The sequence below is a fragment of the Corynebacterium tardum genome (genome assembly GCF_046717785.1).
In the GTDB taxonomy this organism is placed as follows: domain Bacteria; phylum Actinomycetota; class Actinomycetes; order Mycobacteriales; family Mycobacteriaceae; genus Corynebacterium.
The window spans coordinates 154,051-180,950 of the sequence record NZ_CP177104.1 but is presented as its reverse complement, the minus strand read 5'-3'; the positions used below and the strand labels follow the sequence as shown (position 1 = coordinate 180,950).

Annotated in this window: 17 protein-coding genes, 1 tRNA gene and 1 other RNA gene; 4 read left to right on the top strand and 15 right to left on the bottom strand. The window is 62.1% G+C overall.

Annotation, left to right across the window (positions count from 1 at the left end):
- Positions 1-19: 19 nt before the first annotated feature.
- From ACLI1P_RS00915 to ffs, 4 genes are all read right to left on the bottom strand, one after another.
- Complete coding sequence (locus ACLI1P_RS00915; RefSeq protein ID WP_411709192.1) at positions 20-2,773, bottom strand: DNA polymerase III subunit gamma and tau; 2,754 nt, start codon at positions 2,771-2,773, stop codon at positions 20-22.
- Positions 2,774-2,833: 60 nt separating this feature from the next.
- Positions 2,834-3,310, bottom strand: coding sequence for a hypothetical protein (locus tag ACLI1P_RS00910; RefSeq protein WP_408932183.1), 477 nt, complete (start codon positions 3,308-3,310; stop codon positions 2,834-2,836).
- A gap of 85 nt (positions 3,311-3,395) precedes the next feature.
- Entirely contained in the window at positions 3,396-4,667 is a 1,272-nt protein-coding gene (locus tag ACLI1P_RS00905; RefSeq protein WP_411709191.1) for an aminotransferase class I/II-fold pyridoxal phosphate-dependent enzyme, read from the bottom strand.
- 83 nt (positions 4,668-4,750) lie between these two features.
- Positions 4,751-4,849, bottom strand: an RNA gene (gene ffs, locus ACLI1P_RS00900) — signal recognition particle sRNA small type.
- 178 nt (positions 4,850-5,027) lie between these two features.
- Between ffs and ACLI1P_RS00895 the strand changes: the two genes are divergently transcribed.
- Both ACLI1P_RS00895 and ACLI1P_RS00890 read left to right on the top strand, forming a co-directional pair.
- Positions 5,028-5,116: transfer RNA gene (locus ACLI1P_RS00895), tRNA-Ser, on the top strand.
- Between the two features lie 333 nt (positions 5,117-5,449).
- The gene (locus ACLI1P_RS00890) at positions 5,450-6,001 is read left to right on the top strand and encodes a hypothetical protein (RefSeq protein ID WP_411709190.1); all 552 of its coding nucleotides are present in this window, start codon (positions 5,450-5,452) and stop codon (positions 5,999-6,001) included.
- A 192-nt stretch (positions 6,002-6,193) separates the two neighbouring features.
- Here ACLI1P_RS00890 and ACLI1P_RS00885 read toward each other — a convergent pair whose 3' ends face one another.
- Complete coding sequence (locus ACLI1P_RS00885) at positions 6,194-6,487, bottom strand: hypothetical protein (protein ID WP_411709189.1); 294 nt, start codon at positions 6,485-6,487, stop codon at positions 6,194-6,196.
- A gap of 711 nt (positions 6,488-7,198) precedes the next feature.
- Here ACLI1P_RS00885 and ACLI1P_RS00880 point away from each other — a divergent pair.
- A complete protein-coding gene (locus ACLI1P_RS00880; RefSeq protein ID WP_411709188.1) occupies positions 7,199-9,202 on the top strand; it encodes an acyltransferase family protein in 2,004 nt (667 codons plus the stop codon).
- Here ACLI1P_RS00880 and ACLI1P_RS00875 read toward each other — a convergent pair.
- The 3 genes from ACLI1P_RS00875 to gluQRS all read right to left on the bottom strand — a co-directional run bounded on the left by ACLI1P_RS00875 (position 9,199) and on the right by gluQRS (position 12,139).
- Positions 9,199-9,534: a hypothetical protein gene (locus ACLI1P_RS00875; protein ID WP_296133001.1), complete on the bottom strand. Its 336-nt coding sequence runs from the start codon at positions 9,532-9,534 to the stop codon at positions 9,199-9,201. The two genes, ACLI1P_RS00880 and ACLI1P_RS00875, sit on opposite strands and share 4 nt — an antisense overlap.
- A gap of 37 nt (positions 9,535-9,571) precedes the next feature.
- A complete protein-coding gene (locus ACLI1P_RS00870; RefSeq protein ID WP_411709187.1) occupies positions 9,572-11,143 on the bottom strand; it encodes a cation:proton antiporter in 1,572 nt (523 codons plus the stop codon).
- Positions 11,144-11,206: 63 nt separating this feature from the next.
- Positions 11,207-12,139 (bottom strand): tRNA glutamyl-Q(34) synthetase GluQRS, encoded by a 933-nt coding sequence (gluQRS, locus tag ACLI1P_RS00865; protein ID WP_411709186.1) that lies wholly within the window; start codon positions 12,137-12,139, stop codon positions 11,207-11,209.
- A gap of 55 nt (positions 12,140-12,194) precedes the next feature.
- Between gluQRS and ACLI1P_RS00860 the strand changes: the two genes are divergently transcribed.
- Positions 12,195-13,631 carry a hypothetical protein gene (locus ACLI1P_RS00860; protein ID WP_411709185.1) on the top strand — a complete coding sequence of 479 codons (1,437 nt, stop codon included), beginning with the start codon at positions 12,195-12,197 and terminating at the stop codon, positions 13,629-13,631.
- Positions 13,632-13,714: 83 nt separating this feature from the next.
- Here the strand turns inward: ACLI1P_RS00860 and ACLI1P_RS00855 are convergent, their stop codons facing one another.
- The 7 genes from ACLI1P_RS00855 to ACLI1P_RS00825 are packed head-to-tail and all read right to left on the bottom strand — an operon-like array spanning position 13,715 to position 26,896.
- Complete coding sequence (locus ACLI1P_RS00855) at positions 13,715-14,260, bottom strand: hypothetical protein (protein ID WP_411709184.1); 546 nt, start codon at positions 14,258-14,260, stop codon at positions 13,715-13,717.
- Positions 14,257-15,267 carry a TRAFAC clade GTPase domain-containing protein gene (locus ACLI1P_RS00850; RefSeq protein ID WP_411709183.1) on the bottom strand — a complete coding sequence of 337 codons (1,011 nt, stop codon included), beginning with the start codon at positions 15,265-15,267 and terminating at the stop codon, positions 14,257-14,259. The genes ACLI1P_RS00855 and ACLI1P_RS00850 overlap by 4 nt, the downstream gene beginning before the upstream one ends.
- Complete coding sequence (locus ACLI1P_RS00845) at positions 15,268-16,227, bottom strand: hypothetical protein (RefSeq protein WP_411709182.1); 960 nt, start codon at positions 16,225-16,227, stop codon at positions 15,268-15,270.
- A gap of 9 nt (positions 16,228-16,236) precedes the next feature.
- Positions 16,237-18,081 (bottom strand): hypothetical protein, encoded by a 1,845-nt coding sequence (locus ACLI1P_RS00840; RefSeq protein WP_411709181.1) that lies wholly within the window; start codon positions 18,079-18,081, stop codon positions 16,237-16,239.
- Positions 18,082-18,083: 2 nt separating this feature from the next.
- Positions 18,084-20,324: a hypothetical protein gene (locus ACLI1P_RS00835; RefSeq protein WP_411709180.1), complete on the bottom strand. Its 2,241-nt coding sequence runs from the start codon at positions 20,322-20,324 to the stop codon at positions 18,084-18,086.
- A gap of 48 nt (positions 20,325-20,372) precedes the next feature.
- Positions 20,373-23,228, bottom strand: a complete 2,856-nt coding sequence (locus ACLI1P_RS00830) for a hypothetical protein (RefSeq protein WP_411709179.1) — start codon at positions 23,226-23,228, stop codon at positions 20,373-20,375.
- Positions 23,228-26,896, bottom strand: coding sequence for a tubulin-like doman-containing protein (locus ACLI1P_RS00825; protein WP_411709178.1), 3,669 nt, complete (start codon positions 26,894-26,896; stop codon positions 23,228-23,230). The genes ACLI1P_RS00830 and ACLI1P_RS00825 overlap by 1 nt, the downstream gene beginning before the upstream one ends.
- Positions 26,897-26,900: the final 4 nt, after the last annotated feature.

The window sequence follows — 26,900 nt, the reverse complement described above, 5'->3', positions numbered from 1 at the left end:
CAAGTGTACAGATGACGCGCTAGAGTCGCCGCGCCCCGAGCTCTTGGGCGAGCAGCTCCATGGCGACCTCCGTGGCGTTGCGATGGTCCATCTCGCCAACGCTTTGGGCAGCCTCCATCATCTCGCGTTCCTCATCGTCCCGGGAGTACGCCGGCTGGGGCGCGGGGGCCTGCTGCGGCGCCGACTGCTGCGACGTCTGTGACCCCTGGCCTGCGCTGTTGTGCGGGGAACCGGTTCCCGCCGGCGGGCCGTAGTCCTCCGGCGGTGCTTCGAATTCACCTTCGTCCGGGCCGGGCTCGGGCGGGAGCGGAACCCCGTTTCCAAACTTGGGAACCTTGGCAAATTCTTCGTCGCGCTGCGCCGCTACCTGGCTTGCCTGAGCAATGCGTGATCGCCACTGGCTGCCACGGGCCTCCCTCTTTGGGGGCACTGCCGGCCCCCGTTGCGGTGGTTCCTGACGCTGTGTTTCCTGACGCTGTGGTTCCTCGCGCCTCTGCGCGGGCGCATTCTCCGGCGCCTGCGATGGAACCGGCTCACGCGACGCAGACTGCTGCGCCGGTTCGGAAGCCTGCTCCGTCGTTTTAAACGACGACGCCTGCCCGCCGATCTGGCGCGGCGCTCCCCACGGGTCGTCGCTGGCAGGCGCGCTCTGCCCGCTCTGTTCCTCGGCCTGCGGCGCGGGCTCGGAGCCCTGCTCCGGCGCGTCGGTGCCTTCAGGGGTTTCCTCCGGGTCGGCCGCAGCGTCTGACTCGCGGTCTACGCCGGTGGTTGGCTCAGTACGTGCAGGACTCGCCGGACTCTCTGCCTCCTGTTCGGGCTCGGAGGCCTCGCGCTGCGGCTGATTAGGGTTCCACTGGGTGCGCTGGACCGGCTCCTCCACGGTGAAGCCATGCGCTTTTGGGTCTGTGCCAATGACGCACTCGACCGACAGATCGCGGTTGAGCTCGTCCTTCAGCACACCCGCGATGGCAGAGTTGTTAGGGTCTGCATTGATGCGCTCCGCCAGCGCGCCGGTGGTGTGCCCCAACACCAGCGTGTTATCGCGAACGCCAAGGACGCGAGCTTCCGCGAGCATAATCTCCGCCACCTTGTTTCGGCGGCCGATGGTCACGCGCAGATCGGACCACTTCTGGCGGATCTCCGCGGCTGGGTCGGCAGAAGGTTGGTCCTGCTGCGGTTGCTCTGGCTGGCGCTCCTGGGGCTGGGCGTGAGTTTCCTCAGTCTGCGGCTGGTCCGGACGCGGTGCCTCCGCCTGGGCCTCCTCACGCTGTTCCGCAGCGGGCTCGGCCTGCGGCGACTCCTGCTCGCGCGCCGGCTCAGGCTGCTGCTTCTCAGGCTGCTGTTGCGCAGGCTGCTGTGCTTCCGGCTGCTGTGCTTCCGGCTGCTGCGGCTCCGGTTGTTGTGCTTCCGACTGTTGGGGCGCGTTCTGCTGCTGCGCTGCGTTCTGCTTCGCGGCCTGGCGGCTGCGGCGCTGCGCAATGATGGCGGCGGCCGCGGCGGCGGGATCCTGGGCACCGGAGACCGCGGACTGCGGGCGCTGGGCCGAAGCGGAACCTGGGGGTTGTCCCTGCGCTCCTTGAGTGCCGGGCTGGCCGGCAGCAGTAGATGCGCCAGACGGCGCAGCGTCAGCGCCCGGCTGGGCGGCAGCGGGCAGCTGACCAGCGGCCGCGGCGGCGGGCGCGGACCCGACGATGAGGTGCGCGCAGAGGATTTCTAAGAGCAGGCGCGGCGAGGTAGCACCGCGCAGGGAAGACACGCGCGCGTTGACGGTTTCTGCCAGGTACGCCAGCTGCGGGCCGCTGAAGCGCTGGGCTTGGGCGGTGAGGATCTCCCCACGGTCAGTCGGCGCAGAGACCAGCCCCTCCTCCAGGGCAGACGGCACCGCCTGGATAATCATGAGATCCCGCAGGCGGTCCAACAGGTCGATGGCAAAGCGGCGCGGCTCGTGGCCGGCCTCAATGACATCATCGACCAACCGGAACAGACCAGCCTTGTCCTGATTCGCCAGGGCCTCCACGGTGTTGTCCAACAGGCCCAGGTCGGTCACGCCCAGCAGCGGACGGGCAACGTCGTACGTCAGGCCATCCGGGCCGGCACCGGCCAGCAGCTGGTCCAGGATGGACAAGGTGTCACGCGGCGAGCCACCGCCGGCCTGAATCACCATTGGGTAGACCGTGTCATCCACGTGGACGTTTTCCGAGGCCACGGTGCGCTCCAGCAGCCCCTTCATGGCCGGCGGGGTCAGCAGGCGGAAGGGATAGTGGTGGGTACGCGAACGAATGGTGCCGATGATCTTTTCCGGCTCCGTCGTGGCAAAGATGAAGATGACGTGCTCCGGCGGCTCCTCCACCACCTTCAGCAGCGCGTTGGCGCCGGAGGCGGAGATCATGTGCGCCTCATCGATGATGAAGATGCGGTAGCGCGACTCCGCTGGGGCGTAGTAGGCGCGGTCCCGCAGCTCACGCATGTCCTCCACGCCGTTGTGGGAGGCCGCGTCGAGCTCAGTGACGTCCAGATTGCCCGGCCCGCCGGGGGCCAGCGACACGCACGAATCGCACACGCCACACGGCGTGGACGTCGGCCCCTGCTCGCAGTTGAGCGAGCGGGCCATGATGCGCGCAGAAGAGGTCTTTCCGCAGCCGCGCGGGCCGGAAAAGAGGTACGCATGGTTAATGCGCCCCGCGTCGAGGGCGGCGGACAGCGGGGTGGTGACCTGCTCTTGGCCTACCACTTCCGCGAACGTTGCTGGACGATATTTCCGGTAAAGAGCCACGGTTAGTCAGTCTAGCGTCTCGCCCCGACACACGGATCAGGCGATATTTTCCAGCAGCCTTTACTCGGAGCGCCGCCAATCCAGCAGATCGATGCCCTGCTCCCCCACGGCCTGCTGCAGGGCCGGCACGCCTTCGTCGACGGCGTAGGCATATTCGGCGTCAGTCAGCATGAGCAACTGGCACACCAGCGTCAGGCGCCCCTCCTCCGCCAGCTGCGGGGTCTGTCCACCCCACAGGTACGGCGCGATGAGCACGCCGTGCCGGACACTCAGCTGCGCACAGCGCTCGTCCTCGGCGGCGAAAAGATTAGGCAGCAGCAGGCCCGGCTGCGCCGGCAGAACACCCGCCGCCTTGGTAATAAGCGCCGCTGCGGACGTCACCGCTGCGGCGACCTCCGCCTGCCCGGTGCGGGCGACAGAGAGAAGCTCGCAGCGGACATCAACACCCTGGTCCGCGTGGGCCAAGCCGGTGTCGGTATCGGCGAAGTCACAGGTGACGGCGAGGGATTGATCGTCGTCAAGCGCGGCCAACCCCACGCGGTGCCCCTCGACGTTTTTGAACTCGAGGTCGACCGGAATGACTTGGTCCAGCCAGTAGGCCGTCTCGTCAACGTTGATGGCCTTATGCCCCCAACTTCTCCAGGGCGGCGAGCAGCACGCAGGTAGCCACGCCGTCCATCGCGGCCTCCACCTCTTCCTGCGGCGGCAGGGAGGGAGCCAGGCGGATGTTGCGGTCGTTGTCATCCTTGCCGTGCGGGTAGGCCGAACCAGCCTTGGTCAGCAGGATGCCGGCGTCACGCGCCAGCTCCCACACGCGGGTAGCGGTGCCATCCACCACGTCGAGCGAGATGAAGTAACCACCCTCCGGCTTGGTCCACTGGGCCACGTCGTACTGGCTCAGGCGCTTGTCCAGGATGCGCAGGACTGCCTTGAACTTCGGCGCCAAGAGCGCGGAGTGGCGGCGCATGACCGCACGCACGCCCTCCGCGGAACCGAAGAACTCGTAGTGCGCCAGCTGGTTGATCTTGTTCGGGCCAATGCCGCGCTTGCCGGAGTACTGCAGGTACCACTCCAGGTTCGCGGCGGAAGTGCCGAAGAAGCTCACGCCGGCACCGGCGAAGGTGATCTTCGACGTCGAGGACATAGCCCAGAAGCGGTTGGGGTGGCCCTCCTGCTTCGCAATCTCCAGGATAGGGAGAATCTCCGGGAAGTCCTCGGTGAGGGTGTGCACGGCGTAGGCGTTGTCCCACACGATGCGGAAGTCAGGCGCGGCGGCCTCCATCGAGGCCAGGCGGCGGGCCTTCTCCTCCGAGATGACAGCACCCGTGGGGTTGGCAAACATCGGCACCACCCACATACCTTTGACCTGCGGGTCCTTGACCAGCTCCGCCACGGCGTCCACGTCCGGGCCGTCCTCCAGCATGGGCACCTGGATAAGCTCAAAGCCGAAGGTCTCCGTGATGGCGAAGTGGCGGTCGTAGCCCGGGGTCGGGCAAATCCACTTCACGGTCTCTTCCTGGGCCCAGGGGCGCTCCGAGTCGTTGGTACCAAAGGTGTAGGCCCACGAGATGAGGTCGAACATGATGTTCAGGGAAGAAGAATCCGCCGCGATGAGCAGCTCCGGGTCCATGTTGGTGAGCTTGCCCCACAGTTCGCGCAGCTCCTTGATGCCCTTCGAGTTGCCGTAGTTGCGCAGGTCATTGCCGGCAGCATCGGTGTAGTTGCCCAGGCCCGGCAGCGTCAGCAGATCATTGGACAGATCCAGCTGTACCTTCGAGGGCTTGCCGCGGGTCAGGTCGAGGTTGAGGCCCTTGGCCTTGAGATCCTCGTACTCCTTGCGCACCTGGGTGGCAAGGTCATCCAGCTCGGACTTTTCCAGCTTGAGAAGCGACATCCGTCTACCTTCCGGAGTGTGTTGCGAATATGTGGCCCCTATCCTAACCCCCAGCGCCCCCATTTCGTGCGAAAGCCCGAATATAAAAAAGGGGACCCCGCGCACCCGCCAGAGCCTCCTGACCCTTGCTGCATTCCTGCCCTGGGGGAGTTCAGAGGATGGACGCCACGCGGAATCCTGCGGTCTAGCCTAGCGTGCCGTGCTTGCCGACGCCAAACCGCTCGCCCCTTCCACCACCCACCAGACCCCCACCCCGCGGTTGCTCCGCCGTCCCCGGCGCACAGCACCCCATATTTTCCCATTTTCCACCCTGACCTGGCGATTTTGCATCATTAGGGGCCTCATGTAATGTTTTCCAGCGGAGGATTCGACTAGCGGCCTATGTCACACGCCTGGAACGCGTGCGGGAGTCACATCCCTCAGGGGTTCAAATCCCCTATCCTCCGCCACTGGGAAATCCCCTGGATATCATTATCCAGGGGATTTTTCTTTTCCGCCGTTCAACCGGCGGAGCAATCGATCGACAAAGTCGTCCATAGTTTCGAAATGTTCCGTCGAAATATCACTCACCCTGAGATCATTACTTTCGATGAACTTCTCGCGCGCGGAATGGCATGTAGAATTCATTGAATCTAGGGCTTCAGAATCCGCCGTTGACTAAAAGTCAGTAAACCCCCTCCCAGAACTCTCCAAATTAGCGGGTCGTCTCCAATGAGTAACTTCACCGTTCTGCAGTTTGCCCACGGTACAATTCACTCAACAAGTTGCCAAGGGGAGCGAAAATGGGACAAATAGAGTCTATTGACGATTTGAAAAGCGCACTGAAAGTCGACGACCTGCGCAAAATGAGTAGTGACAAGGTTCTTAATCTTGTCCAAATGATTCAAAATGATCAGATTAGTTCGGGAGTTCTATCAGCACTTCTAACAGTTGCGCCCGACACAGTGGCAAAACTCGCGCAGGCTATGGATGATTCGGTACAACAGGCAGTCACCAGTAACGAGAAAAGTTCTGGAAATCTCTACGCAAGCATTGCTTTCACTAAGGAACTGCTTGCGCAGATTGTCCGAGACCCCGAAAGTAGCCCGGAAGCCAAACAGGATGCGCTCGACCGCCTTGAACGGTACGACAACAAACTGTTCGAGCATGATATTAACAATAAGAGATTCAATCTAGAGGCTCTGAGAGCCCACAAAGAAGTGCTTGGTGCTGTACTGGGGGTTACTGCATTCGTCGGTGTAGCAGCAATAAGCCCTGAGGCCCGAAAAACGCTTATCAAGAACGCTCCAAAAGCTCTCACAACAGCGGCAAAGAATCTGCTCCCAGGAACATAGAATCAAGAAAAGTCGAGAGATAACTCAGTCTCTGAAGGCGCTTTGAAGCACACACTCTGGAAGTGCTGCACAGTGGCTGAAGTCAGGGGCAGCGAGTAGCCACGCTACAAGTACGACCGCGGTTGCTCCTCCAAACGTCTGGGAAAACTGACAAAAGTGATCATTTGCCGATAATCACCTTTGGGATATCCTTCAGGGTTCTACAAAACTAATTGTGCATGCTTGAGAGATATGCCAAGTCATCACGAATCTTGTCAATATTGATTCGCAGTCGAATATCGAAACCCACTTTTCATTAACAGTTTCGACGGCAGGTCTTGCAAGCTCTACCCACTCGCGGTAAAGGTCCTCCAGACAAAGGTTCAACGTCTCTTCTTTGAGGTCTTGTAGGCAAAACTCTGGATCATTCTCCATGAGCCAAAAGGCCGCCCACCGTTCAATATATTCGGAAGCGGCCTTGGAAAGCTTCAGTTCGTCAGTGCCCATGGCCATCCCATCCATTCAAGAACTCTGGCTCTTCCCCGTTGTTACCGTTCATCCAAAATACGTACGAATCCCGGTGATCTTGTCATAACCCCAACGAGGCCCTGAGAGTAGACCGCCGTAATTCATGAACCCCTTGATCCGAGGCGCAGGAACCCGTTCTCCATTTGGCTTGTAGTAGCCGACATCTACAACGAAACCGAACTTATCAATTGGCTTGTGGACGTAGCGTTGATCCTTTGACTTGCTCATCTCCTAGTACTTTCAACGTTAGGTGGACTACTCTTAACGCTACCGGGATAGAACTTCGACGGCGCAGAAAAGTTTTGTGCCTCGTTAATACCCCGAAATCAAGCAACAAGAAGGACGCCAGTAAACGACATACCAAGCCGCCTAATATCCCTCCTGGGATCCTTTTTAGAAACACTTCACAAAAGTCCAGTTCAAACCGGGTGCGAAAAAATCCCCTATTCTCCGCCACTGTCCCGGCTCTTCGGAGTTGGGACTTCTTTCGTTTTCTCTTAACCCGGCAAGGGCCATTCTGGAGCCTTGATGGCACAGCATGTCGGCGCGGCGTGGGGCGTGCTCCCCAGCGGTGGGGAGAGAACCTCGCCCAAGGGCGGGATTAATAGAGACAAGGTTTAGAGTAGTTAAGTCCCTCAGGCGCAGACACGCCCATCTCAATCTCTACCCTTCCCGAGGAGTTCCCCGGACATGCCAAGACCGGTTGATTCGCACACCTCCTACGTCCCGGCTATCGACGGCCTTCGTACCGTCGCCGTGCTCGGCGTTCTGATCTACCACCTCAACCCGTCGTGGTTGCCGGGAGGATATCTAGGAGTCGGCATGTTCTTCACGCTGTCCGGCTACCTCATCACCGCGAACTTGATGCGCAGCTACCGCCGCGGCAAGGGTTTGGGCCTGCCCACGTTCTGGCTGCGCCGCTTCCGGCGCCTCGTCCCCGCCGTTGTGCTCATGCTGGTGGCGGTGCTGCTGCTTACCGTGTTCTTCGACCTGCCCAAATTGGGCGAGAATGCCAGCCACTCCCTCAGCGCCTTGTTCTACGTCAACAATTGGCACGTCATCCTAGAGGGCCAGTCCTATTTTGACCGCTTTGCCGGTCACGCGCCGCTGGATCACATGTGGTCGCTGTCCGTGGAGGAACAGTTCTACCTGTTCTGGCCGTTGATTCTGTTCGTCCTGCTCAAGCTCACCCGCGGCAAGCGCGCCCCGCTGGTCATCAGCACGCTCGTGCTGGCGGCGGTGTCCTTCGGCTGGATGGCCTTCCTGTTCAACACCGGTACTGACGCCACCCGCGTCTACGAGGGCACCGACACCCGCGCCGGCGGCATCCTCCTGGGCGCGGCGTTGGCCATCGCGCTGACTAACGCGCACGGCTACCGCATCCCGCCGCGCGCGCTCACCATCCCTGCCGCGCTACTGGGCGTGCTGGGCATCGGTGCTCTGTTCTGGTTGCTGCCGGACTACTCGCCGAACCTGTACAACTGGGGTCTTCTGGCCCTCTCCGCGGCCAGCGTCGCGGTCATCACCGCCGCCTTGGACAAGCGCACGCTGACCTCTAAGTTCTTCGGCCTCACGCCGCTGCGCTGGATTGGTGAACGCTCCTACGGCATCTACCTGTGGCACCTGCCCGCAATCGTCTTCATCCCGCAGTGGGAGAACCTGCCGTGGGCGCATCCCGTGCTGGTCACCGTGGTGGCCATTGCGCTGGCGCACATTTCTTGGACGCTGGTGGAGGATCCGATCCGCCGCCACGGCGTCGTCACTCCGCTGAAGCAGTGGTGGGCACAGCGCCACACGCTGCCGCGCATGGGCCTGGCCGTCCCGGCCACCCTGCTCGCCGCGGTCGTGGCCATGGGCATTCCGGCAGCCTGGAATACCTCGCTGGACCAGGCCGAGCAGCCCGGCGCGCAGCAGATGGGAGTCAAGATTGGCGGCGACGGCCCAGCCCCGGCACCGGGTAAGTCCGCCCAGGCCAGCGAATCTGACCAAACCGAGGGCGCGGCACCTTCCTCCTCGGCCGAGACCGCTGACAGCAAGGATGCTGCCGCCCAGGCGGGCAAGACGCGCTGCACCACCGTCATTCACGTGGGTGACTCTACGTCGATTGGCATGTTTGATGATGGCTACCTCTCGGATCCCCAGCGCAACGCGCAGGTGACGTACAAGAACGTCGGCGCGCACGAAGTGGTGGCTGATGTCACCGGTGCACGTTCCACGGTGGAATCTTTGGAGGGCGATCCCTCCATTCGGGATTCCGTCCAGCGACTCTTGGACCAGGGCTACGGCGAGGATGCGTGCTGGATCATCGGCGCGGGCGTGAACGACGCCGCCAACCGAGCAGTGGGCGGATCCGGCGAGGAGGACTGGCGCGTGGACCAGATCATGGAGCTGCTGGGTGATGCCCCCGTCCTGTGGCCCACCGCCGCCACCAACCGCGATTCCGGCGCCTACGACAACGCCAACATGGCGCCGTTTAATGAGGCACTGCTTGCCGCCCGTGACCGCTACCCCAACTTGGTGGTCTACGACTGGGCTTCCGACGTCCACCAGGAATGGTTCCTGCCGGGCGATGATGTCCACTACCAGACCGAAGGAAACGAGAAGCGCGCGGAGTACTTCTCCAAGGCGCTGACCCTCGCCTTCCCCGCGGACGGCTCCACGCCAAAGGAGCAGCTAGTCAAGGTAGAGAACTAATCAAAGGTGGGCGGCTCCACGCCGTCCTCTTTGAGCCACTCCACCTGCGGCGGGGTGTTCATGCCCCATTCCGTGCGGGCGAGCAGGAAGGCGTGGGCCACCTCCTCCTCGCTGTAGCCGCCATCGCGCAGGTACTGCCGGAAGCCGTTGGTCCCGGGCTCTTTAATCCACAGCCAGACGTAGTCCTCCAGCGTGTGGTCCCCCAGGATGTCCTCCATGCCCGCCGGGAGGAACTCGCGGCCTTCGCGCACGCGGGATTCTAAGTCCTCCTCGAAGAAGTCATAGAGGTAATCCAGGCCCTCGGTCTGCTGGGCGTAGTCGAAAGCGTCCATAGCGCTCCTCCTTTTTCTCGCCGATCTCTTGCCGGTGCTATCCGTGCTTCTTGGCGCCTAGGGCCATGCGGTCGACGTCCGCCAAGACCTCGTCCACAATCGTCGGGTTAAAGTCCCTATCGCGGCGCAGGCGCAGTAGCTCCTGCTGCGCGCCCGCCAGGGCGGTGCGGCGGGCCGCCAGCGCCATCTCGCGGGCCGCAATGGCCTTCTGCATACGGGTGGAGGCGTCATCGCCGTCCTCATCCTCACCCAGACGGTCCTCAAACCACTGCGAGATGTTAGCGGCGGTATCTGGATCCAGCTCCTCGTACTTCGCGCGAATGGCCGCGATGCCGGCCTTACGGGCCCGAGTGGTGATAACTGTGCGCATCTTATCGGTGGCCGCCTCCGAGGGGGCCGTGAGATCCAGCTGGCGCATCAGCCACGGCAGCAGCAGGCCCGGAATCACCATGGTGATGAGCAGCACCACCAAGGCGATGACGGTCAGCTCGTGGTAGAAGCTCAGACCGCTGGGCACGGACAGAACCAGCGCCAGGGTGACCAGCCCGCGCATGCCGGACCACGTCATGAGCAGCACCTCCTGCAAGCGCAGCGGCGCCAGGCGCGGCTTCCCGCGCTTGCGGTTGATGAGGTAGAACGCGTACATCCACACCAGCCGCACCAGGAAGGCGACCACGGAGAGGATGACGCCCACGATGACCGCGTGCCACAGGTCCGCGCCCACCGCATCGATGGCGCTCGACACGGTCAGGCCAATCAGGCCAAAGGCCACGCCCGTAAACAGCAGCTCCACCGTCTCCCAGAAGGACTGGCCGGACAGGCGGTCTTCCGCCTGAATCGGCGCGCGCGAGTGCAGCTCCACCGCGGCAATGACCACGGCGATAACACCGGAGGCGCCCAGCTCCTCCGCCGCGATGTACACGGCGAAAGGGATCACCCAGGTCAGGGCGTTGCGGGCCACGACCTCATGCACCGCGCCGACGAACCACGAGGACACGCGCCCCACCACGAGTCCCAGCACGGTGGCCACGATGGCGGAGTAGAAGAAGCTCACGACAGCCTCACCCGCGTGCATCTCCCCGGAACTGGTCACTGCCGTCAATGCCAGGTGGAACGCCACGATGGAGGCGGCGTCATTAAACAGGCCCTCAGTCTGGAGGGCGGAAATGATGCGGCGCGGGATGCCTGCCGGCTCCGCTACCGCCTCCACGGCCACCGGGTCCGGCGGCGCGATGGCGGCACCAATGAGGATGGCGGCCGCCAGGCTCAGGCCAGGCATGAAGGCACGCGCGGTAAAGCCCACCGCCAGCGTTGTCGCCACCACCAGCAGCACGGACAGCGCCACGATGGTCACCCACTGTTCCCGGATAACACCCCACGAGGTCTTGCGTGCCAGCGCCCAGAGCAGCGGCGGGAGGAAGATGGGGAGGATAAGGTCCGCCGGCACCTCGAACTCAAACTCACCGCTGGAGAACGTGGCGTAGATGAAGACAGCCACGGCGGTCAGGATGGTGAGCAGCGCCGGCCACGGAAGGCCTATCCTGTCCCCCGCCGCCACCACAATCACCGTAGCGAGCATGAGGCCGATAAGAACAAGCAAGACTTCCATTGTGCGATTCACTCCCCGTGGTAGGTTCCTCCCACAGGATACCGGTACCGCGAAAGAAACGAGCTACACAGTCCCGTCCCACACGTAAGGCTCACGGGGCAGTTCCTCCGGCCGGAACTTCGCGAGGAGTTCCGGGGCCGTGCTGGCCTCGTAGCCTAGCGATCGGGCCAGCAGCTTGACGACGTCCCCTGGGCCCCGCCCCGGCTCTTCCAGCAGCTGGCGCAGGGTCACCGCCCCATCCCGCTTCGAGAGCCGTTTTCCCGCCGGGTTGAGCACCAGCGGCACGTGTACAAACTCGGGTTCGTCGTAGCCCAGCAAGTGCGCCAGGTAGGCCTGGCGCGGCGCGGAGGACAGCAGGTCATCGCCGCGCACGACCTGGTCGACTCCCTGGTAGGCGTCATCGACCACCACCGCCAGGTTGTAGGCCCAGTCCATGCCCTGCGCGGGGTCGGCGGGCCGCTGCCCGCCGCGGCGCAGGATAAAGTCATCGACCTCGCCGGTGTACTCACCCACCAGAGCATCATGAATGGTGTAGTCGGTGGCCTCGGCCCGCAGGCGGATGGCGGGGACGCGGTTCTGAGCGGCGAGTTCGGCGCGTTTGGCGGCCCGGGCATCGCGAGAAAGCGCACGGCACGTCCCCGGATACTGCCCCGGGATGGCATGCGGCGCGCGGGAAGCCTCCTGGATGTCCTTACGGGAGCAGTAGCACTCAAACGTGGGCAACTGCGCCAGCGCCTCCTCGTACGCGGCATAGCGATCCTGCTGGTAGATGACCTCCCCATCCCAGTCCAGGCCCAGCGCCGCAAGGTCTTCCAACTGCCGGGCCGCCGACTCCCGGGAGGAGCGCTGCGTATCAATGTCTTCTACCCGCACCACGAAACGCCGCCCGCTCGAGCGCGCGTACAACCACGCCAGAAGCGCAGTGCGCAGGTTACCCACGTGCAGATCACCAGACGGGCTCGGGGCGTAGCGCCCCGCGGGGTTGAGAGAATCCATGGGGACCATTCTACGAAAGGCGCGAGTGTCTGATTCCTCTACTAGAATCGCCGTTATGGCTTCTGACGTGACTTTTCCTCTCCTTGATCCCGCCGATGCTCAGCGCATGTTGGATTATGCGCGTTCTCAAGAGTCAGGGCTCACGCTTCCCACTTCCGAGTCCGCACACATTGATAGCCAGATTGAACGCGTGATCAACGATGATGTCTTTATCGGCAGCATCGAGGACGCCGCCCCCGCCGCGCACTACCTAGAGGCTCGCGAGATCCTGCGTGAGACTGCCGGGACCATCGACAACGTAGATGATTCCTTGACCATCGCCTCGCTCGGCGCCATTACCGGCCAACCGCAGCTGGTGGGACACGGCTACTCGCGCATCGCTCTCGCATGGCTGAACAACGGGGACCGAAATCAGGCAGAGAAATTCGCTGCCAAGGCCGCTGACGCCGGCGATGGCAGGGTGCAGCAGGCACTTGCTGCCGCCAAGGAAAAAGAAGAACAGGAAGCTCGCGAGCGCGCACAGGCCGAAAAGGCAGCGCAGGCAGAAAAGGCCGCACAGGCAGCACGAGCAGCACGAGCAGCACAGGCAGAGAAGGAGGCCCGCGCGGCCAAGGAAGCTAAAGCTGCGCAGGCCGCCCACGCTCCCGGGGCAGCGCACACCTCTTCCCAAAACTCCACCTCCGCGGAATCGCTGTCGCAGCTGCGCTCCCGGCTGGAAAGCGCAACCACTGCTTCGAACCCGAAGGTGCATGCCAAAGATTTTGTAGCCATCAACAACGCTGCAACCACCGGAGACTTCAAGGGCGAAGGTGCCTCCCGGGAAGACATCCTCTCCGTCATCCTCAACTCTGCCGTGGGCGCACTGTGGGCCTCCGAGTCGGACGCAGACCGCACGAAGGTGGCCAAGCAGTCCTTTAACATCCTCTCGCAGGCCCGGCGCGAGGACGCCTACAAGAGCCTCCCCGCACGGATGCTGGCGCGCTTCTACTTCGACGCCGGGGCAAACTCTCAGAATGATCACAAACAGCGCGAGGCGTGCTTTAGGGCTGCCGCCAAGGAGTATGCGCGTAGCGGCGATCTCGACGGCGAGCTGGAATCCCTCCTGCGGACGATCCTGCTCGAGGTACGCCACCGCGATCCGGACGAAGCCTACGACATTCTGGCCTCACGCTACGTGGATTCGATGAAGCTAAGCAGCCTCCCCACTTCTGCGAGGTGGACGGTGCTCTACTCAGAGTCTTTGCGGATCCAGACTGGAAATCTGTTCGAGTCCACCCAAGTCTTGCTCAACTTCCTAGAGAAGCATCCGATCGAGGAAGCTGCCCACCCGGACGAGCAGAGTGCGCTGGCAGAGGTGGCCGAGCTCCTCGGTGACCGTTATACCTCCGCCGATGCACATCAGCGTGCTCGGAACATGTATAAACTGGCGTACAATCTTTTCGCTTCCGCAGGCAATACCCAGGCCATGGAGAAAGTGAGCAAGAAGGCCTAAGAGGGCACGAAAAAAGGGGCTACCGCTAAAGCGGTCGCCCCTTCTTGCCGTGCCTGGCAGGCTGGTTATCTACTACGTAGCCACTACGCCGTGCCGCCAAACCACCGCCGGTTGGCAGGCAGCCACAGCAGCACAATGACTGCGGCGGAAGCAATGGATACCGGCATCACCGAATCCACCGGAATGAGCAGCACCAACACCGCACTGATGGCGGTCAAGGCGATGCGCGCTACCTGCTGAGCGTGCAGGACGTAAGTGGTGAGCACGCACACGAGGAGCACCAACAAGCCAATGAGCACACCAAACTCGGTGGAGAGACGGTCCATGCGGCTCACGGCCGTCGGGCTGTTTTCATGCGCCACCAGCTGGCAGATGGTGTAGACCCCGTAGGCGCAGATGAAAAGCTCAATAACTGCCACGATCTTCAGTGGCCACGGCGCCCACAGCGCCTTCATGTCCGCTGCGCGGCGCGTCTCCCGTTGAGACTCCGCCACATTTCCGTAGCGGTAATCCTGGGTGGCGTAGGCGCTACCCGCCGATGCTGCCGACTGATGTGGCTGACCCTGCGGGCGATTCGGCGGCGGGCCGCCGAACTGGGAGCCCGGCCCCTGGGGGCTTCCGAACGTCATGAGACCTCCTGATTAAACACGCCATGGCGGCTCAACAACCAGCGGATGGGATCCAGCACGCGGTACGGAGCGATACCGCTGCGCGCCAGCTTACGGCCCGTCGGTGCCTCACCCAGCGCGGAGACTACGAAGAAGCTGCCAGCAGCTGGTGCGGCCGCGCCGAGCTTGTTGATGAGATCATGCGCACCGAGGAAGCGCAGCAGGGAGTCGGCCTCCTGGTGGACCATAAGACGATCCGACTCGCTGAAGTTCCAGCCAGTATCACGGCGGAAGGCCGCGCCCTTGTTGCCCATGATCTTCTTCCAGCGGGCATCATCAACCTGCTCGAGCTTCTGGACGGTATCGAACTTCGAAATCGTCACTGCCAGCGGCGGTGGGGTGTCCGTATCCAGCAGATCCAACAGGTTGTCAAGGACGCTGAGGGAGTCCGCGCCAAGCTCACCGATGTTGGGGATCAGGCCGTGAATATAGTCCTGAATCTGCTTCACGCGCAGCGGATCGAAGAGGAAAATAACAAGGTCAGCATAAGTGAAGAAAGCTAGGTTCTCACGGTCCGCTTCACTCTCCGGCGGATTCTCCAGGTCCTCGCCCGCCACATCGCGGAAGACCAGGTAATTCATCCGTTCGACGCCTTGCGGGTCCGGCCACTTGCCCAGCTCGAAGATGAGAGGGTCGCGCTGGTAGGCGTCGGTAGCCACGGCACTCGGGGTGGGGTCCATGGCACGCATCTCCTCAAAGAGCGGCTTCTCGTAGACCTCCTCGTAGCGCTCCCGCGTCGACCTATCCGCCGGCTGAACGGAACGATCGTGCTTATGCGCAAGCTGCTTGAGCTGCTTAATCATGACGGCGGTGTACAGGGACTTTCCGGAGTTACGCGCGCCTGCCATGGCCACGCAGTGCGTCACCGAATCAGTCCACCCGTCCGGCAGCTCGCGCTGCGTGTACGGGCTCACCGTGGCTCCATCCTCGAGCGGCTTAAAAGTCCAGGGGCATTTAGCCATTGTCATTTACTTTGCCTCCTTCAGCATGGCGGTGACGCGGTCCGTCAGCTCTGCCAGCTCCGCGTTGGATCCAGAATCGAGCTGGTTGGCTACCTGTTCATCGATAACCGCGAAGGCCACTTGGGAGGGGATGCCATTCGCTTGGGCCAGCTCCAGCTCCTGCCGGCCAATGGTGCTCACGATGAGGACCACCGTAGGCACGCCGGTGTTGAGCATGGACGCCACCGGAGAATCCGTGACGTAGATAGCCAGAGAAGTCGTCGCCTTTAGCGTCTGCCCGCCCCAGGGGCGCTGGCCCACGCGCTCAGCGCCGTTCTCAACGACAGTGCCGATGAAGCGGGTGAGTTCTTCTACCTTGTGCGTTTGGATGCTGTCCTGACCATCGGTGGCACGGAATTGCTTGAAGGCATCTGACAGCGCATCAATGTACTTGGCAGCCGCCTCAATCGTCCGCGGAGTGGCATTGACCTGCATGGAGGCGGAGCCGTCAATGATAGCGGTGACCGCATCGAGCCCGGACACGTCGAGCTCCGCACGGCGCATCTTGGAGCGAACCTCACGCGCCGAGTCGGTGATGCCGGCGCCCTCGGTGCTGCCGAAGGCCTTAAAGAACAATCCCTCGGGGCCCGCGGTGACCTCGGCGAGGCGCTCGGGGGAATCCTCCGCGGCGTCGATCAGCACGCGCGGGAAGGAAATATCATCGATGCCGTTGCTGACGCGGAGGCGAACCTCGCTGCGCTTGGAGTAGGTACCGCCATTCTTAGGCTGTACCTGAATGGTGGCGCTAGCCGGCAGAGAGTGCACCATAAGCGCGAGATCGTGCACACGCGCTGCCTGCACGTCATCGCCCAAGATGACCAGCTCCATGGCGGCGCCGCCGACGCCGACCTCAAAAGCTTCAACGGTGAGGTTGCCCTGCGAACCGATGCGGAGGGACTCGCCGTCCCGCAGTGTGTATTTAGCCATAACGCTTCCTTACCTTCCGTGGAATCCGTTGCCTCTGCCGCGACCAAAGTGACCGAAACCGGAGTGCTGTCGCCCCGGCTCCGCGAACTGGTTCGGCGCCGTAGGCGGTGTTTGTCCCGCAGTCGGCTGCGGCGGGATGTGTTGTTGCTGCTGGTGTTGAGTGAATTCATCAAGCTTGTAGCCGACGGCGTCGAGCACCCGGGCCACCCGCTCACCAGCGTGGCGATTACCCGGATCGTTCCGGATCGTCAACGCAAACCCGGTAGCGGTCAGGTTAATGATTTGCTCGATATCCGCGGGCTGCCACTGATCCAGAGCGTCAGCCGCGAGCAGCGAATACTCGGGCGGGAAGTAATAGACCCAGGAGGCAAGGACAGCGGACATCAGCCGCTTATCCAGCCCTCCCTCCAAGGAGGACTTGTCCAGGTATGCCAGCTGAATCGAGCGTCCGCGGTGGGTATCGAGGTACTCGGCCCACCAGTGCGGGTCGAAGTCTGTGAGCATCTGCCACTCATCGTTGCTGAGGCCCGGGACTACTGCATTGCACGCCGCAGACGGGGCTACCTGCTGCTCCGAGGGTTCTGCGTGCTTGTCGGGCCCCTTATCTGCCCCCTCAGAGGCGCTGGCCGGGAAGGATGCGAAAGGCGAATCCTGAGCAGCAACCGTAGGTTCCGGAGCGGGAGATTCCTCCGCTGCCGACTGCACCGCGGAAGGATCCGCGAAGGGATTATCGTGCGCGGCACTCACCGGCATGCCGATCGTGCTTTCATTGCCCTTCTCAGTGGGACCCGTAGGGAGCTCCGTGGACGACGCTGGTGCGGCAGCAAAAGGAGAATTGCCGGACACCGGCGCCCCGAAGGGCGACGCGTCCTCCGCCCACACATTGTGAGCGGCCGCGGAATTCTCAGCGCTGTCGTGGCTTTCGTGGCTGTCGTGCTCGGGCTCGCCACCGTGCTCATCCTGGGCATCCTGCGCTGCGGTCTCCGGCGCTTCCTCAGCAGAGGAACGCTGGAACCCGCTGACGTCTGGAATGGCCTCATCCACAGCAAAGACCACTGGATTTCCGGAAATTGCTGTGTCCGCCAAGCGACCTTTCTCGCTGGGCGGCACCACAATCATCGTGGAGGTGCTCAGCGGGAATTCGTTAATTGCGGCGACCCGCTCGAACGTGGAGAAGCCAAAGCCGTCGTCCCCTGCCTCACGAGCGGTGGCCGCAATCCACAGCGCCGCCTGGTTATCAGGGGCCACCAGAATGACGAAACCGTTGGAGGAATCCAACACCGTGGCCATTGCACTCACCAGCTCGCGGTTGAATGCTGAGTCCGGGTTGGGAGTTACGGAACGGAACGCCGGGGGCAGGCGATCCGGTTGGCGGAACTCGCCGTCCAAGAATTCATCAAGCAACACGTCCGAGGTCAGCGGGCCGCGAGCTTTAATCTCCGCCGGAATCTGCACCTTGTCCACTTCGTAGATAGAGAAGGGCGTCGGGATATCGGAGGAGTACAGCACCGCCGACGGCGCCGGCGGCGTGCCGGTGCGGGTGATTGCCGTGTAGGTAAACACGTTGCCGCCACGGCCAGTCGCATCCAGACCAGCTGGTACGGACACCATGGTCACCCACTTGTCGGCCTCAGGCGTAAGTGCAAAAACCGCCGTGCGGCGTACCAACTCAGCGCGCTGTTGGTCCGAAGGAAAATCCGGAATGTTTTTGCCGTTGTTGAGCGTCGTGGGGACGTAGGAGATCAGCTCAGAGAGCTCCTCCCGGGTGATGTCACCCGCCTTGCTGCCCACTCCCCAGCCACCGGCGCGGCCATTCGAGCGGGAGAAGGAAGCGTAACTAAAAGCACCGCTCATGGCTACTGGCCTCCTTGGTAATACTGCTCGTTGTACTGCTCGGCGTAGTGCTCGCTGTACTGCTGGTTCTGGCTATAGTCCTGTGGTGCAAAGCCCAGCTTATTCGCAACGTCTTTTTCCACCACGACGGCTTTGTCCAAGGCGCTGAGGTTGGAGGAAGAGTCGCTTTCACCGCCAGCGAAATTGCTGTAGAGATCCTCGTTTCCGAATCCAGTGAAGGAAGAGTCGTAGCCGCTATCGGCGCTTTCCACCGCGAACAGGCGGATGTACCCACCGCGATTGATGTGCTCCCGCAGATCCACCGTGAATTTCGCATGCGCCATGGGCTCGCCCGCCAGCTCGTAGAAGGTGAACGTGGTCTGCTGGACACCGTCCTTGGTACCGGTGAGCACCTGACCGTCTTCGGGGTAGAGCGGCAGGCGATCGGCGCGGTAGACCATCTGGCAGGTGAATTCACGCTTGTCCCCATTGCCCAAGCTCCACACAAACACGTCTGCCGTGCCTCGTGTTGAGTCGTGAATAATGTCGTAGGTCACTGGGCGGAAGCCTTCGTAGGTGATCTCCAGCTTGTCACCCACGGTTCGCTTACCCTCGAACACAGCGTAGGGCTGGAGCGTGACGGTTTCTCCGTGCGGCTTCAGGCGCAGGCGAATGCCGCCTTGAAGGTCGTAGTCTTCCTCACGAACCTGATCGACGCCCTCGCTGGTGGTGTACTCCACCGCGATAGCGCCCTGCGGCCAGTCAAAAGTGATGAGCTGGCTATCCACGCGCTCGATCAGGCGGTACTGGTCCTCCTCAATGGACTGGACGCGCTGCAAAACCTTGGATTCGCCCACCCACGCATCGGCGTCATTAAAGTTCACCGGCGTGACGTAGATTTCGTACCAGTCCGAAGGCCACGGCACGTTGGCTGTTTGGAAGGAACCCGGCTCCGTCGTGCCACGGCTTTCCGCGATGGCGCTGGCGAGTGCGCTTTCAACGTAGGTCTTGGGCACGGCGGCGGTGCGCAGCTCAGCCTGCGGCGGATTCGGGGTGAGGTAGATTTTGACCTCGCCTGTCTTGGGCGAGTACCAATCCATCTCGATCTTGTCTTCTCCGCCATCACGGCGGCCCTCACAGCGCGTCAGCTCCATCTTTTCCAGCTCACTGGCCATCTTGACCGTGCGCTGCACAGCCACGACGTCAGGGCTTTGCTCAGTTGCGTCGCGGAACTGCGCCTGCCCCAGCAAGGAGATGACCATGGTCTGGCCGGCTTCCTGCACCGGGATCGTGGCCTTGAGTCCGCTGGAGTCCACGGCTTGCTCAAACCGCGGGGAAAGGACGTCCTTTTCGGTGTCCCTGCACGCATAGACAAGAGCGCTCTCGTGCCCATGCAACAAGTCCCAGGACACCTGGATGGCTCCCTTAATGGTGGAAACCTGAACGTTCGTCGGTGGGAAGACCACCGCAGTCTCTCCCATGAAGTACGGCTGAGAGTTAATAACTTCTTCTAGGCCCTTGCCCTTATACGCCCAAACGGCGTAGTGGCGTAGGCCTTGCTCACCCGGGTTGTGGTCACGGTAGGCAGTGCCCTGGGTAAAGACCAAGTCTTCACCGTCCTCCGGCGTCGGGTTCATCACCGAATCTGCTCCCACCACGCGGTAAATAACCAGTTCGTTGGGAGCGTGTTCCAGCTCCGGCCACCACAGCCTAACTGGGTGGCGCTGATCGTTGTCTTCCGGCTGTGGTTCCGGCTCGGCGCCGTATCCAACGTCCTCGGCAGAGTCCTCCGCCTCCTCCTTGGCCGGAACCTCGACCTCGAACTTGATTCCCGGCGGCACCCATCCCGGCTGCTCACGAAATTCGTACTTTGCGTCAATCTTGAAGCCAGGAATATTGATGTAGTCGGCTTCGTTGACCTGGGTCTTCTGCGCCTTGGCCAGCCGAATCCTCTCCCATTCTGCAGCCAGGTCAAGAGCTGGAGCCGCTGGTTCCGAAGATGCTTCCTCAGGGCCCGCAGAGCTATCAGAATGTTGCGGCGCAGAGGGCTGGTCCTCCAAGGAATGGCGCGACACCGATTGCTGGGCAGCCTTGGCGGCTTGTTCATTCAGTGCCTCTGCGCGCTGATCTGGGACATCGACGCTCTGGCCATTGAACGCGGCAGCGATTTGGTCAGCGAATTGCCTGAAGGGTGCAGACACCGAAGCACGCACATCATCAGCGCTGACCTGCTGGAGATCATGGAGGGGCTTGAGCTGGCTCATCGGAATATCCTTGATGGTGAATTTCGAGCTGTGTGTCATCAACGTTCCTTAGAAAGTCTCGTCCAAGTCCGACAAATCGGGCGCGCCGCCGCGGCGGGGAGGTGCCTGGTGGCCCTGCGAAGATTCCTGGTCAGTGTTGTTGAGCGGATTGCTTACCGGGCTGCTGAAGGACATATGGTCGGTGTCATCTAGGTCATCGAGCGACAGTGCCGCGGCGTCATGCACGTCGTAGCCGCTCGTCGAATTGTCCGCGATGAGGTACTTGAAGTCGGTGATCTTGCCGTACTGGACCACCGTCACCGAGCGGGACAGCTGGCTGGTCAGCGCGGTTTCGCTATCGACTTCCACAATTCGTGTGCGGTCGCCATCGATCTCCGTGTAGCCCTCAGCACCGCCGGCGCTCGTCAGGGAATTAGAGCTGAACGCCTGCAAGGCACCCTTGTCCTGATTCATGCCGGCCAGGAACTCACTGGTGCTTTGGCTGCGCTTTTGGCCTTCTTCGCGGAAGACCACTCGGCCCAGGTACTGCTGGAGGCTGCGGGTCATACGCGGATCCGTGATGACCTTCTGCCACGCCTGCTGCTTGAGGTCGCGGTCCTCCATGTAGCGGCTGTCCAGGTTGCGGGACAGGTTGTCTAGCGGCGTGCCGGTGCTCAAACCGCCCATGCCCCACATGTCGTGCAGCGCAACGGCCGTGTGGCCGGTGCGGTTGCGCTCGAACGCTTCGTTCATGTCATCCAGCAAGGACTTCAGTGACTTGTGCGCCCACTCCGACTGGTAGATGTAGGTGCGGATTTCATCGGTCATTCGCACCGCGTTGTCACGGTTGAGCTCCGCCTGGGCAATACGCGCGTTCTCCGGCAGTCCCGACTGCGGAGTGTGCAGGTGGTCGCTGAAGGTCTCCTTGCGGCCGAACGGGGCAAAGATCGCGCGGCCCAGCAGCGCAGACCAGCTCAGGAACTGGTTGTACGCGTTGGAAATCCGGCCGATTTCTGCAGATGCAACAGCCAGGTTTCCAGCTGCGATTTCCTGATTACGCTCCAGCAGCTTACGCCTCTGCACGTAGTCGAAAATTTCACGTTGTGCCTTAGTAAAGACTGCCCACGAACAGACCAGGAAGATCAGCACCGCGATGATGATGCCCACCACGTACCACGGCCAGTCAAACCACTGGAAGTATTCGCCCAGCGGCAGGTCCGGGTTGTAGCAACCAGCCACCATGTAGGTCATGAGGGCTAGTACGATGAACAGGCCCAGCCACATACCGCGGAGCTTGCGGGCCAGTACCTTGTTTTCCTTGTTGAAGTCGCGCGCCTGGAAATTCTTCGCAACCTCTTCCAGCTCGCGGGCCTTGGCGTGAGCGGCGCGGTACTTGTCCTGCGCGGAGCGCAGCGTATCGGCGATTCCCTGGCCCACCTTCCAAGCAAACGTCGTGCTGTTTTTGGCACGCCAGACGTTGAATTCATGCTTCTTGCGGTTAACCGCCTCGTTGCGTGTCTGCTGGCTGGTGTACTCGATGTCCGCAGCAAAGCGGTCCGCGCCCACGGGATCGAAGGGAGCCACAGTTGCCTGAGACTCGTGCTTGTAGCCCAGCGTGCTCGTCATCAGCGGATGGAAGCCTTTAAATGAGGCAGTAAGGTCCTGCACAGACTGGCCGCCGTACTGGACGATGTACATGTTGTTCTGGTTATCGCGAAGACCACGGGTATCGATCTTTTCGCTCCAGGAACCGTCCACTAGGCCCAAGGCGTAGTCGTGGTAGGCCTCCCACGTTTGCGCCAGCTGCGGTTCTTGCCCCAGGTCAAAGCCCTGTTCGCGAGCCATACTCAGGGTTTGCTCGCTTGCTTCACGCAGCTGGTCTACGCTCGTCGCACCACCAGACTTGCCCGAGTGGCCGTTTACCACCAACTCCATGCTGGAGTTCTCGCCGTACAGCATCTTCTGAAGGAAGGTCGCAGCGCTCTTGTTTACGGCGCCGCGCTGGCCGTCTACCCACTCCTGCGGCTTGCCCACGACGTTGGCCCAGTACAAGCCGAGGTTGTTCTTCAGCGCTGCCCAACCGCTGACCTTCTGGCCTTGCAGCTCCTCGTACTCCGTCGCCACACTGACCAGCGGAGAAATCTGCTGGCTAATGAAAACCTGAGACAGCTGGTCTGTCAAATCCTCCGGGTTGGAGTAATGCACAGCGCGGGAGCTGTTGGTCACCTGCGGACGAGGCAGGCGTTGGGTCGGGTCGAAGACGATCTTGCGGATGTTGTCTTCGATCTCGCTGGCGTCGATAGTGCGGTGGAAGGCGCGCACCAGGCGGAAGCGCTGGCGGTCGCCCGTCTCAATCAGGCGGTGAGTGTCCGGGTCGAACACGGCCGGCTCCGGCATTCCGCGCCACAGGCCGAAGATACTGGCAACGGCGGGGGCGGCGAACTGTGCGAGTTCGAAACCATCCTGGGTGCGGTGGATCGGACGGATACGAGTCGAAGACGGGGTGCCGCCCTCCTCCGGGGAGAGCACAAGATTGTTCCAGCCCTGCAGCGGCGGCACAGTCACCGGCTTTACCGGCAGGGCCGACAGCAGCAGGCGTACACGCAGGTTGGAAGCCTGAATCAGGCGCTGGTCGACCGCAGCAACCCACGCCGTGAGCTGATCAACGTCCTGCGGCTGCTCCGGGTCCATCGGGTCGATAGTGACGAGCAGGGCATCACCGGTGATGTCACGCAGGGCCTCGTCAAGAGAGGTTAGCCGCGCGGTGCCAGCTTCCGTGAAGGAGCGAACAACCGCGCCAGTAGTGGGGTGCGCGTAGTCGATCCACAGGAAGTCCTGCAACAGGCCGACAGCGCGCAGGTCGCTAAGGCGCGAGCGGATGTCATCCGCCGTGGGTCCATGTCCGAAGATAATTACGTTCGTCATTAGAAGGTGTCATCCAGATCGTTGAGGAGGGAGTTCGGACCAGAGGACTGCGAGAACCCGTTGTCGGAGTCACGCATCTGCGGTGCTGGCTGAGCCATTGGGTTTTCCGCGGCGGTCTTGGCCTGGTCAAGGTAGTTACGAATAACCGGAACCATGGCGATGACGTCCTGCGCCAGATCACGGTAGTACGGGGTCATCGAGGCTATTTCGCGGGAGCGGATCTCCGCGAAGGGCTTGTCCTGGCGGCCCTGTCCCGGCAGCGAGTTGCGGTGGCCTGGGACGAAGTGGTCAGCGCCGCGAACGAACTTATCCAGCTCCGCCACGAAGGATTCGTAGCGGTCCTGGATGGAGGAGCCCACGGTGCCGCGGTTAGGCATCTCGCCAGTGCTCAGGAACTCTGCCAAGCGGTGAACCAGCGGGTGGGTGGAGGCGCCGGAGTGGGCGAAGTCCTCACCGTCGTCGAAAAGCCCGCGCAGCAACTGGTACGGGTACAGGGAGGAGGCGAAACCATAGCGTCCAGACTCCTGCACCTTGGCGTAGGCGATGAAGATGGACTCGAGGACCGAGGTCATCCAGTCGGACTTCTTAATCATGCGGCGCGGTGAGATGAGCATCGGGTTCGGGAAGTCTACCCAATCGTTCGTGCCACCCTGCGTGTCATCGAAGATGTGCGCCGCGGCGTTGTCAGCATCCGGGTTGGAGATATACACGCGGCCGGTGATGCGACCGATGATCCATCCGGCGACCATTGCCTGGCGCTCGGTCTCGGTGAGCGGGAGAGCCGCGGCTAGCGGGCGGGTACGGCGCTCCGACCACCACGAGCCGTCGAAGTTGTCCTGCTTCTCAATGTCCTTGGCAATGTAGCTGAACATGGAGGAGAAGACGATCGGCGAGTAGTTCGGGTAGGAACCGAAAATCTCAATATGGCGGACGTGATCCGCCATGTTGAGGGAGTTCTGCAGCGCGGTTCTGGACGGACCGTCGATTTCCGGAGTGTTCAGGACGGCTTCAAGCTTCGCCGCGATGCCCGTTTCCTCAGAGCCAAGCTCAGCGAACGGAATGTCGGAGAAGGAGTAGGTGTACTGGACCTTCTTGCCGTGGATGCGCTGAACCATGTCATCGTCCACCGCAGCGAGCGGGCGAGCATTGCTCAGCGCCAGCTGGAAGGCCTCGACGAAACGACGCTTGCGCTCGTCGTGTTCGACCTCATTGATGTCCGGCGTCAGCGTGAGGTAGCGGCGCAGGTCCACGGAGTTGAACTTCTGGAACTCGTAGTCGCGGCGGTTGATCCACTGTCGGGAGCGCTCCAGCAGGTCGCTCGGGCGAATCTTGGCGTAGTAGTGCGCGCGCTGGGATTCACGGGACTCACCGGTCTGCGGGTGACGAGACAGGAACTTCGAGACCCAGCCGGCGCGGTTGGAGTACGCGTCGTTAGTGCGCTTCTGCGGCGCCAGCGTGTCATTCGGGGCCTTCGTAGCGTCCAGAGATTCCCACTCGCCGCGGATTACAGAACGCACCGCAAAGGGGTAAGCCTGCTCGTAGCTGGAGACATCCGACGTCGACTTCTGTCCCTGGATGGTGCGCAGCATCTGGTCCCGGTAGTCGGTGATGAAGGCTTCCACGTCCGTGAGCATGATTTCGTTCTCGGCGCCCTTGAAGCGCGTCTCAACGACTTCGTCGTGCTCTTCCGGCCACGCGTTAACCTCGTCGGTGCGCACGTCCGCCAGCCTATTAGTCTCCGGACGCTTGCTAATGGCCTTCTCCAGTACCGCGTGTGCGTCTCCAAGCTCGCGCTTCAGATGGAAGAGGTTCTCATCTGCATAGTCTCGAAGAACATCCTTGAGCTGATTCGCAATGGACATCAGAACGTAGGAGTAGAACTGCTGCTGGTAGAGGTTCGTCAACGCGTTGACCGTCGGGGTCGGGTCCGTCATCTTCCCCTTACCGGTCAGCGGGCTAAGGTGCGGATCAGAGCCCTCCGGGAGAGCCAGCACGTAGCTGTTGTGGTAGCGCTCGGAGTAGTCCGCCAGTCGCGGCTTCAGACCGTCGGAGTTGGTGAGCACATCCGTGATCTTGGAGAGCACCTCGCGGACGTAGGGCACGCCCACCGCAGCCATCTCGGCCTCAACCATGGCCAGAACGCCGTCACTGAAGAAGTTGACGTAACGGTAAACAATGTCGTAGGCAGCGCCGTCCAGCAAGGAGGAAATAGCCTGTGCATTCTGCGGATCTGCCATGTTGCCCTCGAACTCCGCGCGCCATTCATTGACGTTGCGGCCCTGGCCAACCGGAATGTAGTTCTGCAGCTGCCGCGCGGCATTATCCGCTGCCTGCTGGGCCTGGCCTCCGAAGATGCTGTTCAGCCAGTTCCACACGCTGTTGTCATCAATTTGTCCGCCGGCAGCCCAGGACGGATCCAGCGTGACGTCAGCGAAAGCCTGGGGCAGGCGCTCCTCCAGCTTCTTGTTGATCTGCATCTCGCCGGCCGCGGGGTTTTGTGGATCGAGGTGGCCGTTAAACAGGCGCTCAAAGGCGCTGCGTGCAAGGCGCTGAGAGGAATACTCGGCAAAGCGGTCGCGGCCCATGGAAATCTGGGCGTAGCCCATTGAGCCCCAGGGCAGACGGCCCCACGGGGTTCCGCCAGAGGACTTATCCCAGCCGAAGTAGCGGCGGCCACCGTCGCCGGCCGGAGTGTTGGTCAGCGCGTAGGAAACGAGGTTGTCGCTCGCCTTCGTCGAGGCCATCAGGCCCGCAAGGGCGCGGCCCAGGCCGCGGTAGATGGACATCGCCGAACCGTCGCCAAACCGGGCGCTCGTGGTGCCCATCTTTGAACCAATCGGGAAGATACGACCGAAGGTCTGCTCCCGCGGCGGAGTACCCATATCAAAGGCCTCGAAGATTGCGCAGTCATGCTCGTAGGAGTTGCCCATCTGTGCGGCGACTACCTCACCGAACATGGCCAGGGAGTTCGGCCACGCACCAGCCATGTCGTCAGACTTGTTCCCGGAGAAGATTTCCGGGGTGTACATGTAAATCAGCGTTGCCTTCGGGTCCACGTTGGGGATCGTGCCCAACACGCGGCAGACGTCCAGGAACATCGAGGCACCGGCGCCGCCGGCCATGGAGGAAACCACCAGGACGATCGGGGAGTCATTGCCCGTATTCGATTCGTGCTTCGTCTGCTTATAGTTCAGGTCGTTGAGCTCCAGGATTGCCTCCTGAGTAAACATCTCATCGACGGCTGCCTTGAGCCCCTGGCGGATTTCCTTCAGGTGCGGCAGGGTCAGCATGCGGCCGATGGCGCGGTACTGGCCGGCACCGTCTGCTAGCTTGACGTCGTTGGAGGCCGGATTTCGGGTGGCCCAGGTGGCGATCTCACCAAGCTTTCCCGCGCGACCCAGGCTGCTGGACACGCCCTCATCAAAGGTGTTGTAGTTCTGGCGCGAACCAATGCCGATGTAGTGGCCACCATTCTGGGTTACGTTCGGCAGCTTCTGCGGGCCAGCCTCCTCACCGAGCGGAACATCAATATTGACGAACTGCCACGCCTTGGGCAGCTCCGTCCGGTTCGGGTCAATGCTGCGTAGCTCTGCCTTGAGCTGGTCCATCATGAACGCCAGCGTCTTGGCGCCGGAGCCACCGCAACCGACGACGAGGAACTTCTTCATCTTT